This window comes from Brevundimonas poindexterae (genome assembly GCF_020524625.1).
Taxonomy (GTDB): Bacteria; Pseudomonadota; Alphaproteobacteria; order Caulobacterales; family Caulobacteraceae; genus Brevundimonas; species Brevundimonas poindexterae_A.
The window spans coordinates 141430-161775 of sequence record NZ_JAIVLL010000003.1 but is presented as its reverse complement, the minus strand read 5'-3'; the positions used below and the strand labels follow the sequence as shown (position 1 = coordinate 161775).

Here is a 20346-nt window from a genome sequence, read left to right as displayed (position 1 = left end):
CAGGTGATGACAAGGGGTGCCCCATGGCCAAGACCGTTCTGGTCGTCGACGACGATCCGACCCAACGCCGCCTGGTCCAGGCGGTGCTGGAGCGCGAGGGCTTCGCCGTCAGCCAGGCCGAGAACGGCGGCGAGGCGATTGACTGCCTCACCACCGGCGGCGGGGCCGACGTGGTCCTTCTGGACATGGTCATGCCCGGCATGTCGGGGCTGGAGTGCCTGGCGGAACTGCGCGCGGCGGGCGTGACCACCCCCGTGATCGTGCTGACCGCCAATGCGGGCATCGAGAGTGTGGTCAAGGCCATGCAGGCCGGCGCCCAGGACTTCTTCGTCAAGCCAGTGTCCGCCGAGCGTCTGCTGGTGGGCGTGCGCAACGCCCTGCAGATGACCCAGCTGACCGCCGAGGTCGGACGCCTCAAGAAGCACAATGCGGGTCGCACGACCTTTGACGATCTGGTCGGCGACAGCCCCCCGATGCGCATGGTCAAGGCGCTGGGCGTGCGCGCCGCCCGTTCGACCATTCCGGTCCTGATCACCGGCGAGAGCGGGGTCGGCAAGGAAGTCATCGCCCGCGCCCTCCACGGCGCCTCCGACCGGGCCGGACGACCCTTCGTGGCCGTGAACTGCGGGGCCCTGCCGGCCAATCTGGTGGAGTCCATACTGTTCGGTCACGAGAAGGGCAGCTTCACGGGCGCCCACGACAAACACCTCGGCAAGTTCAAGGAGGCCGACGGCGGCACCCTGTTCCTCGACGAAATCGGCGAACTGCCCCTGGACATGCAGGTCAAGCTGTTGCGCGCCCTGCAGGAGGGCGAGATCGACCCGGTCGGCTCCAAGCGACCGGTCAAGGTCGATGTGCGGATCGTCTCGGCCACCAACCGCGAACTGGACCGGCAGGTCGCGGCGGGAGCCTTCCGCGAGGACCTGTTCTATCGCCTGAACGTCTTTCCGATCGAGGCCCCGGCCCTGCGCGAACGCCGCGAGGACATCGCTGCCCTGGTCGAGCACTTCATCGGCCGCTTCAATGTCGAGGAAGGCAAGCGCGTCGTCGGCTGCGCCCCCGAGACCGCCGAGCTGCTCAAGGCCTTCGACTGGCCCGGCAATGTCCGGCAGCTGGAGAATGCCGTCTATCGCGCCATCGTGCTGGCCGACGGCCCCTTCCTGAAGCCGCATGACTTCCCGGCGATTTCCGGGGTGGCCATGCCGACGCCCGAGGTCGATGCCGCGTCCGCGCCGACCGCCGCTGCGGCTGCCGCAGATCTCCCGCCCATGCCCGAGGCGCCCGTGCGTATTCTGGATGGCAAGGGGCATCTCCGGACACTGGAAGAGATCGAACGCGACCTGATCCAGCATGCCATCGAGGTCTATGCCGGCCATATGTCCGAGATCGCGCGCCGGCTCGGCATCGGCCGCTCGACCCTCTACCGCAAGGTGCGCGAGCAGGGGCTGGACGTGGACCTGGAACAGGGTGCCCAGGCAACGTAAGGCCGGTCATTGCGGTTTGTTAAGTGGCGCCACCGCGCCGACATGCCTAGATGGGGTGTCCCCTCCAGCCGGCTGACGCGCCATGCCCGACTATGATTATGAAGCCGACGCGCGCCGCTTCTCGACGGTGCTTGAAGACCTCGGCGAGCCGGACCGGCCCAAGCTCTACATGGGCGAACTGGTCAATGCGTTCGGCGAGCGCGGCTTCGGCGCCCTCATGGTCTTCCTCGGGCTGATCAATGCCCTGCCCCTGCCGCCGGGCTCGACCACCGTACTGGGCGCGCCGCTCCTGCTGCTGGCGTTGCAGCTGACCTTTCAGTCGGACCAGGTCTGGATGCCGAAGTGGGCGCTGAAGGGATCGATGGATCGGTCCACCTATCGCTCGGCCGTGGCGCGCGTCCTGCCGACCATCCGCAAGTTCGAGCGGCTGTCGCGCCCGCGTCTGCTGTTCATGACGTCACAGGTGGCCCAGATCGCCATCGGTATCGCCTCGGCGGCGCTCGCCATCATCCTGATCCTGCCGATCTGGGGCGGCAATATGGTGCCGGCCATCGTCATGGCGACCTTCGGCTTCGGCCTGATGCAGAGGGACGGCTATTTCATCGCGGCCGGCTGGGTCGGCGTGGTCGGCTTCACCGTCTTCGTCTGGCTGGCGTGGGAAGTCATCTGGCGGGTGCTGAAGTGGACCTTCGACGCCTGGAGCCACGCCCTGCCCGGGCTGTCCTGATCCGACATAACGAGGGGCCGGAAGGATCACCTTCCGGCCCCAAGGTTGGCTGAACCCGAAACCTAGCGGAACAGCGACAGCACCAGCTGCGGGGTCTGGTTCGCGATGGACAGGGCCTGCACTCCCAGCTGCTGCTTCGTCTGCAGGGCCTGGAGCTTGGCGCTCTCCTTCGCCAGATCCGCGTCGACCAGATTGCCCACCCCCGACTCGAGCGTGTCGGACAGGTTGCCGACGAACTTGAGATGGGTCTCCAGGGCCCTCGACTTGGTGCCCAGACGCGCCAGAGCGCCCGAGACGTTGTCGATGGAGGCATTGACCACCGCCAGGGAGGCCGTCGCCTTGGAGAGCGTTTCGATCGACTGGGTCGTGCTGACCGTCACATTGGTGCTTCCCAGCGCCATCACCTCCGCTCCCACGGTGATGCTGGCGTTGCCTTGCGCATTGGCCAGGGCGTTGAAACCGGTCGCGCCGGTCTTCAGCAGGTTGATCCCGTTGAATTCGGCGTTGGCGGTCACTGTCGCGATCTGGTCACGCAGGGCCTGGAAATCCTCGTTCAGGGCAGCACGCGCCGCCGTCTTGAGCGACGCATCCGTCGCCGCCAGGGCCTTCTCCTTCAGTTGCAGCAAGAGGTCAGAGACCGTCTCGCCCGCCGCCAGGGCCACATCTACCGCGGCAACGCCCCGGTCCAGTGACTGTTTGACCGCCCCCAGCGCTCCGATTTCGGCCCGCTGCCCCTGGGCGATTGCCCAGATGGCCCCATTGTCCTTGACCGACGAGATCTTCTTGCCGGTGTTGATCCGGCTTTGGGTCGTCGCCAGTTCGGTGTTGGTGGCGTTCAGGTTCTGGAGCGCGATCATCGCGCCCACGTTGGTGTTGACCGAATTGCTCATCGGCGGGTCCTTCCATTCTGGTCGGTGGGGTTAACGGTCTTCTGACCGTCGAACCGGTTCTGGTTCACCCTCGCACAGGCAAGAAAAGTGCCGCTGACCTCGAGGGCTCAGCGGCATGATTTCAAACGCTTTTTCTGTGAGAAATTCCCGCGCGACCGGCAAGGACTTCCCGGTCGGCAAAAATCGTCAGGCGGCTTCCGACGCAGCGGGTGCCAGGCCCTGCATGATCATGCGGTTGATATCGATCAGCGGCTCGAAATCCTCGTCGCCACGCATGATCTCCGAGCTGTGACGGCTGACGAACAGGCTGATCGAGATGATCTGGGCGCGCAGGGCCTCGCCCATGGCATTGCCGGGGTCGGCACAGTCGGTCGCCAGCGCCGACCACACCCGACGGTTCCAGTCCAGCGCGTCGATCCGGGTCGCCACGTCGCTCTTGTCGACCTGGGAAGCATGAATCAGGGCGCGCGTTACCTGGCCGAACAGCCGGTACTCCATCTCGCGCGGAGTTTCAGTCCGCGTCGCGGCCTTGCTGTACGCCTGAAGCGACATGACCCAACCTCTGCTCTTCGTATTCGATCAGTTTGCGCGCCGTCATCAGCGCCTTGTAGTACTCACGGGACATGACGTGGCGGGAGGCCGCCACACAGTCTGCCATGGCCTCAGGATTGCGCGTCGCGCCCATGAATTCGCTGACCCGCAGGGTGAACTCGTCATGGAATTTCGGGGCGGCGGCCTCGTCGAGATACATCATCATGACGGGGAAATAGATGCGGCGCGCGGGGCTGTTCACTTCCTCGGGCTGCATGATGTCCTTCTCGCGCAGCACGCTGGCCTTGTTCTGGAGCACCAGAACACTGCGGCGGTCGCCGTTCTGAACCACGGCCCCGTTCAGCACGAAGCGCTCACCCGGTTTCAAGGACAGTTTAAGCGGCATTCTGCGGGCCTCCCTTTTCCAGTCCCGCTCCGGCAATCTGGCGCGACTGTACCCAAAGGCCTCTAAACAAGCGTGGTTAACCGTGTGTTGTGACTGACGGTCCAGGGTGACCCTTCGTCACTCGCCTGATCCGGACCTGTCCATGTCGAACTCCGCCCCCGCCTCATCGACCGAAGGCCAGGCGCCCATTGCCCACGGCCCGTTTGCCGTGGCCCAGGGCATGGCCGGTGACGCGGCCTCTACCGACGCGCTCAACCGGCTGTCGCGAAAGCTGTCAGGACGGGCCGGCAGCGCCAAGGCCCAGCGCCGGATGGTCGAACTGCTGAAATCGGCCGTCGCCGCTGTCCGGGTCCAGGACTATGGGCGCGGCGCCGAACGCTGCCTTGAAGTGCTGCAGATCGACGAGAAGAGCGGCCTCGCCTGGCACGTGCTCGCCATCTGTCAGGAAAAGTCCGGCCATCTGGCCCAGGCCCTGTCGGCCTATGAAGCGGCCCTCACCCTGATGCCGGAAGAGAACAACATCGCCCATGACCTCAGCCGGCTGGCTCAGCGGCTGGGTCAGCTCGAGATCGCCGAAAAGCTGCTGCGCAAATTCCTCGCGGTAGAGCCGGGGCACGTCGACGCCACCAACAACCTCGCCTGCGTCCTGCGTGACGCCAACCGCTATGCCGAGGCGGTCGATGTCCTGCGCGACATGATCCAGGTCGAGCCCGAGAGCGCCTTGCTGTGGAACACCCTCGGCACCGTACAGAGCGACCAGGGGGACATGGCCACCGCCCTGACCTTCTTCGAGGAGGCCCTGCGCCTCGATCCGGATTTCTCCAAGGCCCGCTACAACCGCGCCAATGTTCGCCAGCCCCTCGGTGACCTTGAGGGTGCGCTGGAGGATATCGAGGCCGCCCTCCCCGGCGCCGAGCCGGGCTATGAAACGGCCATGATGACCATGGCCCGCGCCCTGCTCAGACTGGGCGCCGGCGACCTCGAAGGCGGCTGGGCCGATTATGAAGTCCGTCTCAACCCGGACATGCCGGAGGCCATGCACGCCGTCGTCGACCGGCCTCGCTGGGACCCTGCCCGCCAACCGCTCAAGGGCCTGAAGCTGCTGGTCATCGGCGAGCAGGGCATTGCCGATGAAATGGTGTTCGGCTCGACCCTCGGCGACCTGATCGAGGCGGTCGGCCCCGAGGGGCAGGTCATCGTCGCCGTTGAGGCGCGCCTCGTGGACCTGTTCCAGAGGACCTTCCCGAAGGCGATCGTGGGCGGGCACAAGGCGGTGAAGATGGAGGGCCGGCTCTATCGCTACATCCCCTTCATGGAAGGCGAGGATGCGCCCGAGGCCGACGCCTGGGTGCCGATGGCCAGCCTGATGCCGGTCTTCCGTCCCACGGTCGCGGCCTTCCCTGATCGCGCCGGCTATCTGACGGCGGATCCGGCCCGGGTCGCGTACTGGAAGGCCGAGGTTGAAGCACTAGGACCCGGCGTGAAGGTGGGCCTTCACTGGAAGAGCCTCGTGCTGACCGGCGTTCGCGCCCGCTACTTCTCCAGCTTCGAGCGGTGGAAACCGGTGCTGACCACCCCGGGCTGCGTCATGGTCAATCTTCAGTGCGGCGACGTGAGCGAGGATCTGGCCGCCGCCGAGGCCGCCGGAGTCCGCCTGTGGACACCCCCGATTGATCTCAAGAATGATCTGGAGGATCTGGCCGCCCTGTCGCTGGCCATGGATGTCGTCATCGGGCCGGGGATCGCCGGGACCAATATCGCCGCCGCCGTCGGGGCCGAAACCTGGCTGATCTACGCCCCGGACGACTGGCACCTGCTGGGGACGGATCACTACCCCTTCTATCCTCGCATGCGAACCTTCGCGCGTGCCTTCGATGGATGGGATGCCGCGATCGCCGACGTCGCGACCGCCCTCGCCGAAAGAGCCTCCGGCTGACGGAACGGCGCCGCCCCGGGTCCGTTCTCTCCCTGACAGGAGATGACCATGACCCAGGACAACGAGATGCCCGACCAACAGGACCAGTCCGAGACCTTCGACGAGACCCGTACGGGCGAAGAGGACGGCACCGATATTCTGGTCGATGAGGACGCGCAGGTTCGCGATTTCACCCGCAAGCCCGGAGACGCGGCGCCCGATGACGAAGATCCCGGCCTGGCCGATCGCGACACCGTAACCCGCATCAAGACAGGAGCCTGAGATGGCCGACGCCCCCACGAACGCATCCTCCGGCAAGGACGACAGCGACACGGATGCTCCCTTTGCCCGCAAGGCCGAGCGTGAGCACGGCAAGCCCGACCAGCTGAAGGAGCGGGTCAAGGAATCCGGCAGCCGTCAGGACGCGCTGCAGGATGAGGCGGTCGAGGAGAGCTTCCCGGCCAGCGACCCGCCTGCGCCCAAGCAGATCACCTGAACCCTGTTCACCTCCCGGGCGATGGGCTACCACCGCTTCACCTATTCGACAGGCCGGGAGGACCGCGGATGAGCCAGTTCAAGGGCACGCAGCAGTATATCGCCACCGATGACCTCAAGATTGCGGTCAATGCGGCGGTCGCGCTGGAGCGCCCCCTGCTGGTCAAGGGCGAGCCGGGAACCGGAAAGACGGTCTTGGCCTATGAACTGGCGGGGGCCCTCGATGCCCCCCTCATCACCTGGCACATCAAGTCGACGACCAAGGCCCACAACGGCCTCTATGAGTATGACGCCGTCAGCCGCCTGCGCGACAGTCAGCTGGGCGAGGACCGCGTGCACGACGTGCGGAACTACCTCAAGCCCGGCAAGCTGTGGGAGGCGTTCACCGCCCCCACCCGCCCCGTCCTGTTGATCGACGAAATCGACAAGGCGGACATCGAATTCCCCAACGACCTGCTGCAGGAACTCGATCGGATGGAGTTCTTCGTGCAGGAGACCGGCGAGACGATCCGGGCCGAGACCCGCCCCATCGTGATCATCACCTCGAACAATGAGAAGGAGCTGCCGGACGCCTTCCTGCGCCGCTGCTTCTTCCACTACATCCGCTTCCCCGACGCCGAGACGCTGAAGGCGATCGTCGATGTCCACTTCCCCGGCCTCAAGCCGCGGCTGGTCTCCGAGGCCCTGCGCACCTTCTATGAAATCCGCGACACGCCGGGCCTGAAGAAGAAGCCCTCGACCTCTGAACTGCTCGACTGGCTGAAGCTGTTGATGGTGGACGACATCGACCCGGTGACGCTCCGGGAATCCAGCGGGTCGAAACTCATTCCGCCCCTTCACGGGGCCCTGCTCAAGAACGAACAGGACGTGCATCTCTTTGAACGGCTTGCGTTTCTGAACCGCCGCGAGGGCGCTCGTCCCGGCGGCTGAACCGCGCCTTACCGCGATTTCACTGGATTTCCGGCCATCGACCCGCTCAGGATGCGGCCAGAGAGGATCTGTAGCTCATGCGATATTCGCCGCTTGCACTGGCATCGCTTCTGATCGTTTCCGGCGGGCTTGTGGCCTGCGGAGACGACGCCGGCATCCGTATTACCACCACCCGCACGGGGGGCGAGGGCAAGGGCGTCCTGCGTGTGGTCGACACCCTTCAGTGCCCCGAGACCCAGGGCAGCCTGACCCGCAAGGGGACCGCCCAGGCTGGTGGCAAGGTCTGTGTCTATGCCGGCCCGCGTGGCGCCGAGGTCACCCTCCATCTCCAGCCCCTGGACGGCACCTCGGTCGATGAAGTGCTCAAGGCCTTCGAGGACCGGCTCTCGGCCGACATGCCCCAAACCATCGCCGCCATCGATGCCTCGGCCGCAGAGGATCGTGCCGATGCCGAGGCCGCTGCCGCGACCGGCGATCGGGCCTCGGTCGAGGCCCCCGGCGTCAGTGTCGAAGCCGAGGGCGACAAGGCCAACATCCGCGCTCCCGGCCTGTCCATTGATGCCGACGGCGATCGCGCCAGCATCCGCATCGGGGGAATCTCCATCGATGCCGATGACTCGTCGTCCCAGGTGAACATCGAAGGCGCCAACGACGAGGGCAGCGTCAGCGTTCAGGCCGCCGCAGACGGCACCCGCGTCCGCACCCGTGCCTCGGGCGACGCCACCCGCGCCACCTGGATCGTCACCGACGGGCAGACCACAGGCATTGGCTGGCGGCTGGTGGGCTATGAAGCCCGCGGTCCGGTCGGCGGTCCCCTGGTCATCGCCGTCGTGCGCGCCAAGGAAACCGGCGAGGACCCCGTGTTCGAGGATGCCCGCGCCCTGGTGACGCTCAACGTCGGCGAATAGTGGAATTCCTTCCGGCTCTTGATCCCGCGCTCAGGATCGGTCACCTGACCGCCTGATCAAAGGAACCGACTTGGCTGAAGCTTCTTCATCGTCGCGCGCGCCCCGCGCCTGGCAACGCATGTTGTCAGGGCGCCGGCTCGACCTGCTCGACCCCTCCCCCTTCGACATCGAGATCGAGGACATCGCCCATGGCCTGGCGCGCGTGGCGCGCTGGAACGGCCAGACGGTCGGCGAGCATGCCTTTTCGGTCGCCCAGCACAGCGTCGTCGTTCAGGAGATCGTCGCCCACATCGAGCCGGAGATCGAGCCACAGTGGTTGCTGGCGGCCCTGCTGCATGATGCCTCCGAATATGTGATCGGCGACATGATCTCGCCGTTCAAGTCGGCGCTGGGCGTCAACTACAAGGACTTCGAGGCGCGGCTTGAGACCGCCATCCATGTCCGGTTCGGCCTGCCGGCCCGCACCCCCCGGGCGATCAAGACCCTGATCAAGAAGGCCGACAAGGCCTGCGCCTACTTCGAGGCCACCCAGCTGGCCGGCTTCAGCAAGAGCGAGGCGCTCGGCTTCTTCGGCCGCCCGCCCGCCGGGTACGAGCTTGAGATCCGGCCCGAGCCTGCTTCCATCGCCCAGGCCCGCTACATGGATCGCTACCACGCCCTGATCGCGGCGCGCGATGCGGCGGTCGCGCCCCGCGCCGCCCCCTGGACGCCCCGCGCGCCGCGCCGCGCCTCCGGACGCCGGGCCTGATCATGAACAGCCCCGCCTCGCCCACCGGGATCCGCATCGGCCTGTCGGCTGTGGTCATCGGCCTGAGGCTGGGCGAGGCCGTGGTTCTGACCACCCGGGCGGAAGACGGGAGCGCCGCCCTGCCCTTCGGCCCCTTCGACCCGGCCCGCGACCGGACGTTCGAGCTGGCCCTGCGCGCCTTCGTGACCGACCAGACCGGATTTCGTCCGGGCTATGTCGAGCAACTCTACACCTTCGGTGACCTCGGCCGGGATTCCCCCCGCGCCACCCAGGGCCCCGAGCGCCTGCGCGAAGTCTCGGTCGGCTATCTGGCCCTGACGGCCGACGCCGCCGACACGGCCGCCATCCTGCGCCACGACGGAGACGCCCGCTGGCGGCCGGTGCTCGACTTCTTCCCGTGGGAAGACCACCGCCAGGGCCGCCCCCCCGCCCTGACCGGGCTGGAGGGCGCCCTCAGGGACTGGGCCGACGGCGACGCCCGCAGACGCGCCCGCGTCGAGGCCCTGTTCGCTCCGGGGGCGGAGGCCCGCTGGTCGGACAGTCGCGTGCTGGAACGCTATGAGCTGCTCTATGAGGCCGGCCTGGTGGTCGAGGCCGCGCGCGATGCCGACCGGCCAGCCCCGGCCCTGCCCTCCGGTGCACCCATGGCCTCGGATCACCGCCGGATCCTCGCCACCGGCCTCGGTCGCCTGCGCAGCAAGCTGCGCTACCGGCCCGTGCTGTTCGACCTGATGCCCGGCACCTTCACCCTCTCGGACCTGCAACGCGCCGCCGAGGCGACCACGGGCGTGACCCTGCACAAGCAGAATTTCCGCCGGGGCGTCGAGCGCACAGGACTGGTGCGCGCCACGGGCCGTTTCAGCACCGGCACCGGCGGCCGCCCCGCCGAACTTTTCACCCGCAGCGCCAGCGACCCGCTGGATGGACAGACCCTGGGCCTGCCCCTGCCGGTCCTGCGCTGAAATCCATCTTTCGCCCCCTTGCAGCCTCGGCCCTGTGCGACTAGAGAAGCCGTCCGTTCAACCGGATACGACGGCCCCGCGGAGAGGTGGCAGAGTGGTTGAATGTACCGCACTCGAAATGCGGCGTGCCTTTACGGGTACCGGGGGTTCGAATCCCCCCCTCTCCGCCACCGGCCCCTGGGCGCGGCCGCTTTTACACTCCAAAAATAGCCGTCTGAATGGTCTGAAACGGCCTGAACGGCGAGATTCAGACTCCGAAAATTACCGTCTGAATGGTCTGAATGGTCTCGATCTCCTCCCATAGCACCGGGCGCTCATGGCAACCGGGCAGCTTACATCGGCGCGGAGCCAGGGCGGAAAGACGGGTGCGGGACGCGCTGGCGGTGCTGAAACAGTTGAGGAATTCGTTCGCGCTTATCGCATCTGGAGCGGGCTCGCTGGCTGACATGGAGCCGCGCCGGGCCAGCAGCCCCTCGATATCACAGAAGCTGAGAGAGTAGCCGCACGGGCTGCCGGTCGGCGGCAGGTCATGTTCGTGCGGGATGTCGCTCCGTGCGCGACAGGCGGCGGCGGAGACTATCTGGCCGGCCGCGTCCGACGTGGCGATGACCGAGCCCTGACGGCCCGTGGAGTGCCAGTATACCACCGTATTGCCGGATATGACCTGCAGCGTCATCAGCCGCCCCGACCCGGTTGGACTGGCGACACACCAGGCGGCTCACCAACGAAAAAGGCCGCCCCGGCGTGACACCGGGGCGGCCTCTTGTCGTTGGTCGTTTGGGGCGCGCTATTGCGGGATGCTGGGGGCGCCGAAGTCGAAGGCGGGTTCCTGCCGGCGCGGGCTGCTGCCGAACGAATAGGTCAGGCCGATATACCAGGTCGGCTTCATGAACTTGACCCGGCTGCGGTCCTGGAAGTCCGGCGTCTCGGTAAAGCCGTCGATCTCGGCGGTGTCCAGGATGTTGGTGCCCGTCAGCACCATGCTGAAGGTGTCGGTGAACTTGTGCCGATAGCCGATGTTCAGCATGCCGAACGCGCCGCGCTCGCTCTGGGCCTGGATCTGCTCACCGACATAGAAGCCGTTCAGCTGGAAGAAGTCGGTCTCGGTCGGCTGCCAGTTGATCGAGGCGCGCGCCGTGCCGCTGGTGCCGCTGCGGTCGATGCCGCCGGCGATACCCGGGACATAGATGTCGTTGCGGAACACCGTGCCCGAGGCGTTGTAGGTGACCTTGCTGCCCAGCTTCCCGTTGACAATGAACTCGACGCCGGTGCGCTGGCTCTCGCCCAGGTTCTCGCGGGTGGTCAGCACCACGCCGCCGCCGATGTCCTGCGAGACATCCGTCACCCCGCCGCTGCTGTCCCGGTAGAAGGCGGTGACAGAGTAGAAGGTCTGGCCCTGGCGCATCTGCCAGCCCAGCTCGAACGAGTCGGTGATCTCCGGGTCGAGATCGGGGTTGCCCCGGCGCAGGTTCTGCGGGTCGATGTAGACGGTGTAGGGATTCAGGTCCTGGGGCGACGGGCGGCTGATCCGGCGACTGTAGCCCCCACGCAGACGCTGGCTGTCGGTCAGCTGATAGCCGAAGTTCAGGGTCGGATAGGCCTTCAGATAGTCGCGCTCGACGGTGATCGAGTCCGTGATCTGGTCGAGGGTGAAGTCCACCTGTTCGATGCGCAGGCCGGCCTGCACATCCAGATCGCCGAAGGGGCGCTCATAGGTGGCGTAGACGGCGTGGATCCACTCCTCGTAATCGAACTGGTTCGTCAGGGCTGCGACCGGTGCAAGGCTGGCCTCATCCGCGCCGCGGGCACCGAAGGAGTCGAACGAGTCCTGGCCCAGATCGCCCTCGTAGCCGATCTTGAGCAGGCGACGCTCGCCCATGGGGCGGGTGTAATCGAGCTTGAAGCCATAGGCGTCACGCTGCTGCTCGTTGTCGGTCCGCTGCAGGAAGTCGGGCTCGCCGCCCACCTGGGTCGTCGAGATAAGGTCCAGATCGCGCTCGGACTCGCTGGAGTCGATCTCGAAATCCGCGGCCAGTTCGTGCTGGTCGCCTTCGAACTTGCGACGCCATGACAGGCGACCGCCGACATTGTTGTTCGAGAAGCCCCCGGTCTGGACACGCTGATAGCGGTCGCTGACCGTGCCGTTGCCGTCCGCGCGCTCAAAGATCTGGATGTTGTCGTTCTCGACGTCGATGGCCCGGTAGCTCAGCTCGCCGCTGATCCGGTCGCGTTCATTCAGATCATAGTCGGCGCCCAGGCGCGCATTGCCGAAGGTGTTGGTGTTCTCGCCGTTCGAGAGGCTCTCTTCGGTGATAGTCGTCGCCGGTGTGGCGCCCGGGCGCAGACGCACGGACTCGCTTTCGAAGTCGCTGACGTTGTGGCGCAGGCCGATGTCGCCCGAGAGGGTCAGGCCGTTGTTCGTGCGGCTGCCGCTCAGCGACAGATTGCCCCGCTCGCCGCCGTCCCACGAAGCGCGCACGCCGACCGAGGTAACTGCAGGCCGGGTGCTCTTGGTCACGAGGTTGATCACGCCGCCACTCCCCTCGGGGCTGAAGGCGGCCGACGGGTTGGTGATCACCTCGACGCGCTCGATCTGGCTGCCCGACATGGCCTGCAGCACATCGGCGCGCGAGGCGCCGCGCAGCATGGCCGACGGGCGCCCATCGACCAGAATGGTGACATTGCCGTCGCCGCGCAGGCTGACATTGCCCTGCAGGTCGACCTCGACGCCGGGGACGTTGCGCAGCACGTCGGCGACCGAGCCGGTCTGGGCCTGAACGTCGTTGGTGACGTTGTAGATCATCCGGTCAGCGGCTGTGATGATATCCGGGCGAGCTGCCGTGACGACAACTTCATCGACCTCGGTCGAGTCCTCGTCCGCCGCCTCCTCCTCGTCAGTGGCCGCCGGCGGATCCTGCTCGGCGTCCTGGGCCAGCGCGGGTGTGACCGACAGACACAGGGTGCCGCCGAAAATCAGGGCGGTCGCCATCAACAGCTTGCGGTTCGACATGGAGGAGCCTGTCCGAGAGAGAAAATTTATGCCGTTCAATGCAGTCTGACGGGCGTCAGGCGCCGGACGGCTTTGCCCGCGACTAGCACGCCCGCCCGCACCCGCAAGTTACATCTTGGACATGCGCGAGGCCCTGTTGTGGCAGCCCCGCCCTGCCGGTCGGGATGCGACCAGATGTCCGCCCTCTTGCGCACCCCTGACCGGCTCTGTATTGCGACGCATTCTTATTTGCACTGGAGTAACGTCGTGTCCCCGCGTGGTCTTGCCCTACTGTCGTCTGTCGCCCTGGTCGCCCTGGCGCCGGCCCTGCCCGCCCTCGCCCAGCAGGCCGACCCGCAGGAGACCCGGGTGGACGACATTGTGGTGACCGGCTCGCAGGTCACGGTGCCGCCAGCCTATGCCGGGGGTCAGGTCGCCACGGGGGCCCGCGTGGGCCTGTTCGGGGCCATGGACCTGATGGAGACCCCCTTCGCCTTCACCGCCTACACCGAGGAACTGGCCCGCAACCAGCAGGCCCGCAGTGTCGGTGACGTCCTGCAGAACGACCCCGTCGTGCGGGTCTCGAAGGGTTTCGGCAACTTCCAGGAGCTGTATGTTATCCGCGGCTTCCCGGTCTATTCGGACGACATGACCTACAACGGTCTGTACGGCGTGCTGCCGCGCCAATTCGTGGCCGCCGAATTCCTCGAGCGCGTCGAGGTGTTCCACGGCGCCACGGCCTTCCTGAACGGCGCGGCCCCCGGCGGCAGCGGCGTGGGCGGGGCCTTTAACCTGATGCCGAAGCGGGCGGGCAGTGAGCCCCTGACCCGCCTGACCGCCGGTCTGGAGGGGGGCGGCGAGACCTATCTGGCGGCCGACGTCTCGCGCCGCTTTGGCCTCGAAAATGAATACGGCCTGCGCCTCAACCTGGCGCGTCGTGACGGCGAGACCGGTATCGAGGATCAGGATCGCCAGCTCAGTGTCATCGGTCTGGGTCTGGATCGCCGGGGTGACGGCGCGCGCTTCTCGGCAGATATCGGCTGGCAGGACCACCACATCGATGCGCCCCGTCCGACGGTGACCCCGGCCGGCGCCATCCCCGCCCCGCCGGCGGCCGACAGCAATTTCGCACAGCCCTGGACCTATACCGATGAGCGCCAGCTGTTCGGCGTGGCGCGTGGTGAGTTCGACCTCAGCAACACCGTCTCGGCCTGGGCCGCGATCGGCGGGCGTCAGGGCAAGGAGCAGAATGTGCTGGCCAATCCCACGGCCCAGCCCGACGGCACGCTCAGCGCCTATCGCTTCGACAATGTCCGCGAGGACCAGATCGTCTCGGGCGACATCGGCCTGCGCGCCGATGTCTCGACCGGCCCCGTCGACCACCGACTGGTCGCCTCGGCCTCGACCGTGCGGTCGCGCTCCGAGAACGCCTATGCCTTCTCGAACTTCGCCGGTTTCGCCAGCGATCTCTATGCACCGGTGGATGTAACGCCGCCCACGCCGGACTTCTTCGTCGGCGGCACACTGGACAATCCGAATGTCACCGAGCGCGTCGAGAACAGCAGTGTCGCGATCGCCGACCGCCTGTCCTTCATGGACGGTCGCCTGCTGGCCACCGTCGGGGTGCGCTACCAGTCGATTGAGACGCGGTCGTATGACTACAACACCGGCGCCTTCACCTCGGGATACGAGGGGGACGCGACCACCCCGGCCTTCGCCCTCGTCTATCGCCCCGATGAGCGGGTGTCCTTCTACGCCAACTATGCCGAATCCCTGACGCCCGGCCAGACGGCCCCGGCGGTCACCGGCGGCGTGCCGGTCACCAATGCGGGCGAAGTCCTGTCTCCCTTCCGCGGCGAGCAGGCCGAGGTCGGTGCCAAGTTCGACCTGGGCCGGTACGGCGGCACGGTCAGCCTGTTCCGCCTGACGCTGCCCAGCGCCTTCGTCGACAACAACGTCTTTGCTGCCAACGGCGAGCAGCGGAACCAGGGCCTGGAGCTGACCGTGTTCGGTGAACCGGTCGACGGCCTGCGCGTGCTGGGCGGCTGGACGCTGATCGATGCCGAACTGACCCGGACGGCGGGTGGCGCCATGGACGGCATGGCCCCCATCGGTGTCCCGGAGTTCCAGCTCAACGCCAATGTCGAATGGGACGTCCCTGCCCTGCCCGGCCTGACCGTCGAGGCCCGGGCGGTGCACACGGGCGAGCAATACGCCAATGCCGCCAATACGGTGACGCTTGACTCCTGGACGCGCTTCGACGCCGGCGTGCGCTATGGCTTCGAGGCGGCCGGTCGGCCGCTGACCCTGCGGGCGCGGGTCGAGAACCTGGCTGATGAGGATCACTGGGTGGCCGTCGGCGGCTATCCGGGTGCCAACTATCTGAGCCTCGGCGCCCCGCGCACGGTCAGCGTCTCGCTGTCGGCGGACTTCTGAGGCGGATGCGGTCCGGCACGGTCCGCGCCTGGTCCCGGGTTCACACCTGGTCGAGCCTGATCTCGACGGTGTTCCTGTTGATGCTCTGCGTCACGGGACTGCCCCTGGTGTTCGCCCACGAGATCGACGAGGTCCTGCTGCATCAGGACTGGAGCCCGACCCATGCGGACGGGCGGCGACTGGACCTTGACCAGGTTCTGGACGCCGCCCTCGCGCGCCATCCGGGGGACGTGCCGACCTTCATGAGTTTCGACACCGACCGCCCGGTCGTGAACGTCACCAGCCGCGCGCCCGACGCGCCGGCCGGGGCCTATAATTTCCAGCCGATCGACCAGACCAGCGGCGAGGCAGCGCCCCTTGTCGCCGGCCACCCGGTCATGGAGTTCATCCTGCAGCTCCACACCGACCTGTTCCTGGGTCTGGGCGGAATGCTGTTCCTCGGCCTCATGGGGCTGATGCTGCTGGTGGCCGTGGTATCGGGCGTGGTGCTCTACGCCCCCTTCATGCGGCGGCTGCCGTTCGGCACCGTCCGGGCCGAACGCTCGGCACGCACCCGCTGGCTGGACTGGCACAATCTGCTGGGGATCGTCACCGTGGCCTGGGTGGTGGTCGTGGGGGCGACCGGCGTGGTCAACACCCTGGCCGTGCCGATCATCGCGCACTGGAAGGACACGGCCCTTGCCGATCTCGCGGCGGCCTATGACGGGCCGGTCGCCCTGGATGAACGCGCCTCGCTCGATGCCGCCGTCAACCGCGCCCGCGAGGCCCTGCCGGGCATGACCCTGCAGTTCGTCGCCTTCCCCGGCTCGGACTATTCCACCGACAACCACTATGCCGTCTTCTTCCACGGGGACACGCCCGTCACGACCCATCTGATCACACCGGCCCTGATCGACGCCCGCACCGGCGAACTGGCCGCCGTGGCCCCCATGCCCTGGTATGTGAAGGCGCTGTCCCTGTCGCAGCCGTTGCATTTCGGGGACTATGGCGGGCTGGGTCTCAAGATCGTCTGGGCCGTGCTGGACCTGATCACCATCGTCATTCTCGGCAGCGGCCTCTATCTGTGGATTGTCCGGCGGAGGCGCGCCCGATGAGCCCGCGCGATCAGGGCCTGTGGCGCATCTTTCGGCTGCCCCTTCTGATCGGGGTCGTCAGCCTGATCGGACTGGTCGGCGCCCTGCTGGGCGATGGCCTCTGGGATGGCCTTGGCGCCGCCCTGCTGGCTGGCGGTCTCGCCCTGGCCACCGCCGCCTGGGCACGCCAGCGATCCGGCACGCGCAAGACCTGACCGGAACGGTTCCGGTCCGCAGCGGTTAAGCTTGGGTGCGGGCGACATCGCGCCCCCTGTTTCCAACTGAGACGCGAGGTTCCGGACCAGCCCATGTGTGGACTGAGTGGCGAGATCAATTTTGACGGACAGACAGCGGATCTTTCCGCAGTAGAGCGGATGACCGGCGCGCTGTCACCCCGGGGCCCCGATGGCAGCGGGGTGGTGGCCAGAGGGCCCGTCGCCTTCGGCCACAGGCGTCTGAAAATCATCGATCTCAGCGACAAGGCCCAACAGCCGATGGTCGATGCCGACCTCGGCCTGATGATGGTTTTCAATGGCTGTATCTATAACTATCCCGAACTGCGCGCCGAGTTGCAGGGCATGGGCTATCGCTTCTTCTCGGAGGGCGACAGCGAGGTGATCCTCAAGGCCTGGCACGCCTGGGGCGAGGCCTGCGTCGATCGTTTCCACGGCATGTTCGCCTTCGTCATCCATGAACGCGACAGCGGCCGCGTGGTGATGGGCCGCGACCGGTTCGGCATCAAGCCGCTGTATCTGTCGCAAAGAGGCAAGCGCCTGCGCTTCGCCTCCAGCCTGCCGTCACTGCTGGCGGGCGGCGATGTGGATACCGCGATCGATCCGGTCGGCCTGCACCACTATATGACCTTCCACGCCGTGGTGCCGCCGCCCCACACCATCCTGACGGGCGTGCGCAAGCTTCCCCCGGCCACCCTGCGCATCTTCGAGGCCGACGGCACGTCCCGCGACCGACTGTACTGGGCGCCGCAGAATGTCCGCCGCGCAGAGGATGCCAGCCTCTCGGCCAACGACTGGCGTGACCAGGTGCTGGAGGCGCTGCGCGTCGCCGTGAAACGCCGCATGGTCGCCGATGTGCCGGTGGGCGTGCTGCTGTCTGGCGGCGTCGACTCCAGCCTCGTCGTCGGCCTGCTGGCCGAGCTGGGCCAGACGGGTCTGCAGACCTTCTCGGTCGGCTTCGAGGCCGCCAATCAGGAAAAGGGTGACGAGTTCGTCTATTCCGACCTGATCGCGAACCATTACGGCACCGATCACCATCAGATCTTCGTGCCCCACGACCGGCTCATGGCCGCCCTGCCCGTCACCATCGGCGCCATGTCGGAGCCGATGGTCAGCTATGACAACGTCGGCTTCTACCTGCTCAGTCAGGAGGTCGCGAAGCACATCAAGGTGGTTCAGTCCGGCCAGGGCGCGGACGAGGTCTTCGGCGGCTATCACTGGTACCCGCCGATGCTGGACACGACCGATCCGGTCTCGACCTATGCCGGGGCCTTCTTCGACCGCAGCGACGCCACCCTTCGGACCCAGGTCAATCCGGACCTGCTGCCGGATCGCGACGCCAGTCTCGATCTCGTGCGCGCCCATTTCGACATGCCCGGCGCGGAGACCCCGGTCGACAAGGCGCTGCGCCTCGACAGCCAGGTCATGCTGGTCGACGACCCGGTCAAGCGGGTGGACAATATGACCATGGCCTGGGGGCTGGAGGCGCGGGTGCCCTTCCTCGACCACGAACTGGTCGAACTGGCGGGACGCATCCCTCCGGACCACAAGCTGTCCCAGGGCGGCAAGGGTGTGCTGAAGGAAGCCGCCCGTCAGGTCATTCCGTCCGAGGTCATCGACCGAAAGAAGGGGTACTTCCCGGTCCCGGCCCTCAAATACATCGACGGCCCCTATCTGGAGATGGTCCGTGACGCCCTGAACAGCCAGGCCGCCCGCGAACGGGGCGTGTTCCAGCGACCCTATCTCGAGACCCTGTTCGACGCCCCGCGCGACCACATCACCCCCCTGCGCGGATCGGAACTCTGGCAAGTGGCCGTCCTCGAGATGTGGCTGCAATCCCATGGCGTCTGAGGCACCCCGCCAGAAGCCGCGCGCCGCGCCGCACCGTCTGAAGCGCATGCGCCACGAGGGGCTGAAGCCCATGGTCGGTGGCGCCGAGCGCGAGATGACCCCCGATGCCGTGCTCGACATGGGCTGGGGGCGGTTGCTGTTCGCCCAGACGTTTACCGAGGCCGGGCCGCTGATCGAGGCCCTCAGGGCCGAGGGACCGGATCGCCGCGACATCGCCTTCTATGTCCGCAATCCGCACGTCCTGCTGGCCTCGGCCCCGCAGGAGGTGTTCCTCGACCCGTCGCACACCTTCCGGCTGGATCTGGCCACCTATCAGCCGGGGCGGCGTCAGCCGCGCGGGTTCGCCGTGCGACGGCTGGCCTCGGATGCCGATATCGAGGCGGTCAACCGCATCTATGGCGCCCGGCGGATGGTGCAGATCCGCCCCGACTTCTTCACCACCCGCAAGGACGACCGGGCCCTCACCTATTTCGTCGCCGAGGACGAAACGACCGGCGCCATCATCGGCACCGTCACGGGCGTCGATCATGTGAAGGCCTTTTCCGACCCGGAAGAAGGCTCGTCGCTGTGGTGTCTGGCAGTCGATCCGCAGGCGACCCAGCCGGGCGTGGGAGAGGCCCTCGTCCGGCGGCTGGCCGAGCACTACCGCACGCGCGGGCTGGCCTATATGGATCTGTCGGTCATCCACGACAACGAACAGGCCATCGCCCTCTACGAGAAGCTGGGCTTTCGGCGGGTCTCCTTCTTCGGCGTCAAGCGCAAGAACCCGATCAACGAGCCCCTGTTCAAAGGTCCGGACCCGGCAGCCGATCTCAATCCCTATGCCCGGATAATTGTCGATGAGGCGCGCAGGCGCGGCATTGCGACCGACATCATCGACGCCGAGGGCGGGCTGGTCCGCATGACCTGGGGCGGCCGCACCATTCGCTGTCGCGAGAGCCTGTCGGAGCTGACCTCGGCCGTGGCCCTCAGCATCTGCGACGACAAGCGCATGACCCGCCGCATCGTCGAACACGCCGGGCTGGCTGTGCCGCAGCGCTACGACCCCGACGATCGGGAGGCGCTCAAGGTCGGCCTGGAGCGGCATCCGGCCCTGGTGGTCAAGCCCGCGCGAGGCGAACAGGGCAAGGGCGTAGCCGTGGGCCTGACGACGCTTGAGGATGTCGAGGCGGCCGTCGAGGAAGCGCGCGTCCTGTGCCCTGAGGTGCTGGTCGAGGAACAGGCCGCGGGGGAGGACCTGCGCCTGGTGGTGATCGACTTCAAGGTCGTGGCCGCCGCGATCCGCCGCCCGCCGCGCGTGGTCGGCGACGGCCGCTCGAGCCTGCGGGACCTGATCGCGCACCAGAGCCGCAGGCGTGAGGCCGCGACCGGCGGAGAATCCCGCATTCCGCTGGACGCGGAGACCCGGCGCACCCTCGCCGAGGCCGGCTATACGCTCGACGACATCGCGCCCGAGGGCGAGGCGGTCCGGGTCCGCAAGGCCGCCAACCTCCATCTGGGCGGGACCATCCACGACGTCACGGGCGAGGTGCACCCCGCCCTGATCAACGCCGCTGTGATGGCGGCGCGCGCCATCGACATCTCGGTGACCGGCATCGACCTGATGGTGCCCGACCACCGGGGCCCGGACTATCGCTTCATCGAGGCCAATGAGCGCCCGGGTCTGGCCAATCACGAACCGCAGCCCACGGCCGAGCGTTTCATCGACCTTCTGTTTCCGCTGTCGGGTGCCGCCGCCAGCCGGAGTGCCCTCCAAGGCTAAAGTCAG

The 20346-nt window shown here is 67.1% G+C and carries 19 protein-coding genes and 1 tRNA gene; 15 read left to right on the top strand and 5 right to left on the bottom strand.

Annotated features, from left to right (window positions below; all coding sequences use genetic code 11):
• The first annotated feature begins 23 nt into the window (after positions 1 to 23).
• Positions 24 to 1484 (top strand): sigma-54-dependent transcriptional regulator, encoded by a 1461-nt coding sequence (locus tag LC068_RS11500; RefSeq protein WP_226637358.1) that lies wholly within the window; start codon positions 24 to 26, stop codon positions 1482 to 1484.
• 82 nt (positions 1485 to 1566) lie between these two features.
• Positions 1567 to 2211 (top strand): exopolysaccharide biosynthesis protein, encoded by a 645-nt coding sequence (locus tag LC068_RS11495; protein ID WP_226637357.1) that lies wholly within the window; start codon positions 1567 to 1569, stop codon positions 2209 to 2211.
• A gap of 62 nt (positions 2212 to 2273) precedes the next feature.
• On the opposite strand, the gene LC068_RS11490 is transcribed toward LC068_RS11495, so the two are convergent.
• The 3 genes from LC068_RS11490 to flbT all read right to left on the bottom strand — a co-directional run bounded on the left by LC068_RS11490 (position 2274) and on the right by flbT (position 4038).
• Positions 2274 to 3101 (bottom strand): flagellin, encoded by an 828-nt coding sequence (locus tag LC068_RS11490; RefSeq protein ID WP_226637355.1) that lies wholly within the window; start codon positions 3099 to 3101, stop codon positions 2274 to 2276.
• A 186-nt stretch (positions 3102 to 3287) separates the two neighbouring features.
• On the bottom strand, positions 3288 to 3653 hold the full coding sequence (gene flaF / locus LC068_RS11485) for a flagellar biosynthesis regulator FlaF (protein ID WP_209119536.1): 366 nt from the start codon (positions 3651 to 3653) through the stop codon (positions 3288 to 3290).
• Positions 3613 to 4038, bottom strand: coding sequence for a flagellar biosynthesis repressor FlbT (gene flbT, locus LC068_RS11480; RefSeq protein ID WP_209119537.1), 426 nt, complete (start codon positions 4036 to 4038; stop codon positions 3613 to 3615). Before flbT ends, flaF begins: the two co-directional genes overlap by 41 nt.
• A 142-nt stretch (positions 4039 to 4180) precedes the next feature.
• Between flbT and LC068_RS11475 the strand changes: the two genes are divergently transcribed.
• The 8 genes from LC068_RS11475 (at position 4181) to LC068_RS11440 (ending at position 10166) form a co-directional block, all read left to right on the top strand.
• Entirely contained in the window at positions 4181 to 5974 is a 1794-nt protein-coding gene (locus tag LC068_RS11475; protein WP_226637353.1) for a tetratricopeptide repeat protein, read from the top strand.
• Between the two features lie 48 nt (positions 5975 to 6022).
• Positions 6023 to 6235 (top strand): hypothetical protein, encoded by a 213-nt coding sequence (locus tag LC068_RS11470; protein ID WP_226637350.1) that lies wholly within the window; start codon positions 6023 to 6025, stop codon positions 6233 to 6235.
• A 1-nt stretch (position 6236) separates the two neighbouring features.
• Complete coding sequence (locus LC068_RS11465) at positions 6237 to 6449, top strand: hypothetical protein (RefSeq protein ID WP_209119540.1); 213 nt, start codon at positions 6237 to 6239, stop codon at positions 6447 to 6449.
• Between the two features lie 68 nt (positions 6450 to 6517).
• On the top strand, positions 6518 to 7378 hold the full coding sequence (locus tag LC068_RS11460; RefSeq protein WP_226637348.1) for an AAA family ATPase: 861 nt from the start codon (positions 6518 to 6520) through the stop codon (positions 7376 to 7378).
• A gap of 77 nt (positions 7379 to 7455) precedes the next feature.
• Positions 7456 to 8286: a methyltransferase type 11 gene (locus LC068_RS11455; protein ID WP_226637346.1), complete on the top strand. Its 831-nt coding sequence runs from the start codon at positions 7456 to 7458 to the stop codon at positions 8284 to 8286.
• A gap of 118 nt (positions 8287 to 8404) precedes the next feature.
• A complete protein-coding gene (locus LC068_RS11450) occupies positions 8405 to 9034 on the top strand; it encodes an HD family hydrolase (protein WP_226637344.1) in 630 nt (209 codons plus the stop codon).
• A 2-nt stretch (positions 9035 to 9036) separates the two neighbouring features.
• On the top strand, positions 9037 to 9996 hold the full coding sequence (locus tag LC068_RS11445) for an NUDIX hydrolase (RefSeq protein ID WP_226637341.1): 960 nt from the start codon (positions 9037 to 9039) through the stop codon (positions 9994 to 9996).
• An 80-nt stretch (positions 9997 to 10076) separates the two neighbouring features.
• Positions 10077 to 10166, top strand: a tRNA-Ser gene (locus LC068_RS11440).
• Positions 10167 to 10243: 77 nt separating this feature from the next.
• On the opposite strand, the gene LC068_RS11435 is transcribed toward LC068_RS11440, so the two are convergent.
• Both LC068_RS11435 and LC068_RS11430 read right to left on the bottom strand, forming a co-directional pair.
• A complete protein-coding gene (locus LC068_RS11435) occupies positions 10244 to 10672 on the bottom strand; it encodes a hypothetical protein (protein WP_226637339.1) in 429 nt (142 codons plus the stop codon).
• Positions 10673 to 10783: 111 nt separating this feature from the next.
• Entirely contained in the window at positions 10784 to 13006 is a 2223-nt protein-coding gene (locus LC068_RS11430; RefSeq protein ID WP_226637336.1) for a TonB-dependent receptor domain-containing protein, read from the bottom strand.
• Positions 13007 to 13252: 246 nt separating this feature from the next.
• On the opposite strand from LC068_RS11430, the gene LC068_RS11425 reads away from it, so the two are divergent.
• The 5 genes from LC068_RS11425 (at position 13253) to ngg (ending at position 20340) form a co-directional block, all read left to right on the top strand.
• On the top strand, positions 13253 to 15421 hold the full coding sequence (locus tag LC068_RS11425; protein ID WP_226637334.1) for a TonB-dependent receptor: 2169 nt from the start codon (positions 13253 to 13255) through the stop codon (positions 15419 to 15421).
• 5 nt (positions 15422 to 15426) lie between these two features.
• Positions 15427 to 16515 (top strand): PepSY-associated TM helix domain-containing protein, encoded by a 1089-nt coding sequence (locus LC068_RS11420; protein ID WP_226637332.1) that lies wholly within the window; start codon positions 15427 to 15429, stop codon positions 16513 to 16515.
• Complete coding sequence (locus LC068_RS11415; protein ID WP_226637330.1) at positions 16512 to 16709, top strand: hypothetical protein; 198 nt, start codon at positions 16512 to 16514, stop codon at positions 16707 to 16709. The genes LC068_RS11420 and LC068_RS11415 overlap by 4 nt, the downstream gene beginning before the upstream one ends.
• 93 nt (positions 16710 to 16802) lie before the next feature.
• Positions 16803 to 18578, top strand: a complete 1776-nt coding sequence (locus LC068_RS11410) for an N-acetylglutaminylglutamine amidotransferase (RefSeq protein ID WP_226637328.1) — start codon at positions 16803 to 16805, stop codon at positions 18576 to 18578.
• A complete protein-coding gene (ngg, locus tag LC068_RS11405) occupies positions 18568 to 20340 on the top strand; it encodes an N-acetylglutaminylglutamine synthetase (RefSeq protein WP_226637326.1) in 1773 nt (590 codons plus the stop codon). Before LC068_RS11410 ends, ngg begins: the two co-directional genes overlap by 11 nt.
• Positions 20341 to 20346 lie beyond the last annotated feature (6 nt).

Excerpts from the sequence above, each read along its gene's own strand:
- LC068_RS11500 (WP_226637358.1), top strand. The coding sequence starts at position 24 with ATGGCCAAGACCGTTCTGGTCGTCGACGACGATCCGACCCAACGCCGC.
- LC068_RS11495 (WP_226637357.1), top strand. The coding sequence starts at position 1,567 with ATGCCCGACTATGATTATGAAGCCGACGCGCGCCGCTTCTCGACGGTG.
- LC068_RS11490 (WP_226637355.1), bottom strand. The coding sequence starts at position 3,101 with ATGAGCAATTCGGTCAACACCAACGTGGGCGCGATGATCGCGCTCCAG.
- flaF (WP_209119536.1), bottom strand. The coding sequence starts at position 3,653 with ATGTCGCTTCAGGCGTACAGCAAGGCCGCGACGCGGACTGAAACTCCG.
- flbT (WP_209119537.1), bottom strand. The coding sequence starts at position 4,038 with ATGCCGCTTAAACTGTCCTTGAAACCGGGTGAGCGCTTCGTGCTGAAC.
- LC068_RS11475 (WP_226637353.1), top strand. The coding sequence starts at position 4,181 with ATGTCGAACTCCGCCCCCGCCTCATCGACCGAAGGCCAGGCGCCCATT.
- LC068_RS11470 (WP_226637350.1), top strand. The coding sequence starts at position 6,023 with ATGACCCAGGACAACGAGATGCCCGACCAACAGGACCAGTCCGAGACC.
- LC068_RS11465 (WP_209119540.1), top strand. The coding sequence starts at position 6,237 with ATGGCCGACGCCCCCACGAACGCATCCTCCGGCAAGGACGACAGCGAC.
- LC068_RS11460 (WP_226637348.1), top strand. The coding sequence starts at position 6,518 with ATGAGCCAGTTCAAGGGCACGCAGCAGTATATCGCCACCGATGACCTC.
- LC068_RS11455 (WP_226637346.1), top strand. The coding sequence starts at position 7,456 with ATGCGATATTCGCCGCTTGCACTGGCATCGCTTCTGATCGTTTCCGGC.
- LC068_RS11450 (WP_226637344.1), top strand. The coding sequence starts at position 8,405 with ATGTTGTCAGGGCGCCGGCTCGACCTGCTCGACCCCTCCCCCTTCGAC.
- LC068_RS11445 (WP_226637341.1), top strand. The coding sequence starts at position 9,037 with ATGAACAGCCCCGCCTCGCCCACCGGGATCCGCATCGGCCTGTCGGCT.
- LC068_RS11435 (WP_226637339.1), bottom strand. The coding sequence starts at position 10,672 with ATGACGCTGCAGGTCATATCCGGCAATACGGTGGTATACTGGCACTCC.
- LC068_RS11430 (WP_226637336.1), bottom strand. The coding sequence starts at position 13,006 with ATGTCGAACCGCAAGCTGTTGATGGCGACCGCCCTGATTTTCGGCGGC.
- LC068_RS11420 (WP_226637332.1), top strand. The coding sequence starts at position 15,427 with ATGCGGTCCGGCACGGTCCGCGCCTGGTCCCGGGTTCACACCTGGTCG.
- LC068_RS11415 (WP_226637330.1), top strand. The coding sequence starts at position 16,512 with ATGAGCCCGCGCGATCAGGGCCTGTGGCGCATCTTTCGGCTGCCCCTT.
- LC068_RS11410 (WP_226637328.1), top strand. The coding sequence starts at position 16,803 with ATGTGTGGACTGAGTGGCGAGATCAATTTTGACGGACAGACAGCGGAT.
- ngg (WP_226637326.1), top strand. The coding sequence starts at position 18,568 with ATGGCGTCTGAGGCACCCCGCCAGAAGCCGCGCGCCGCGCCGCACCGT.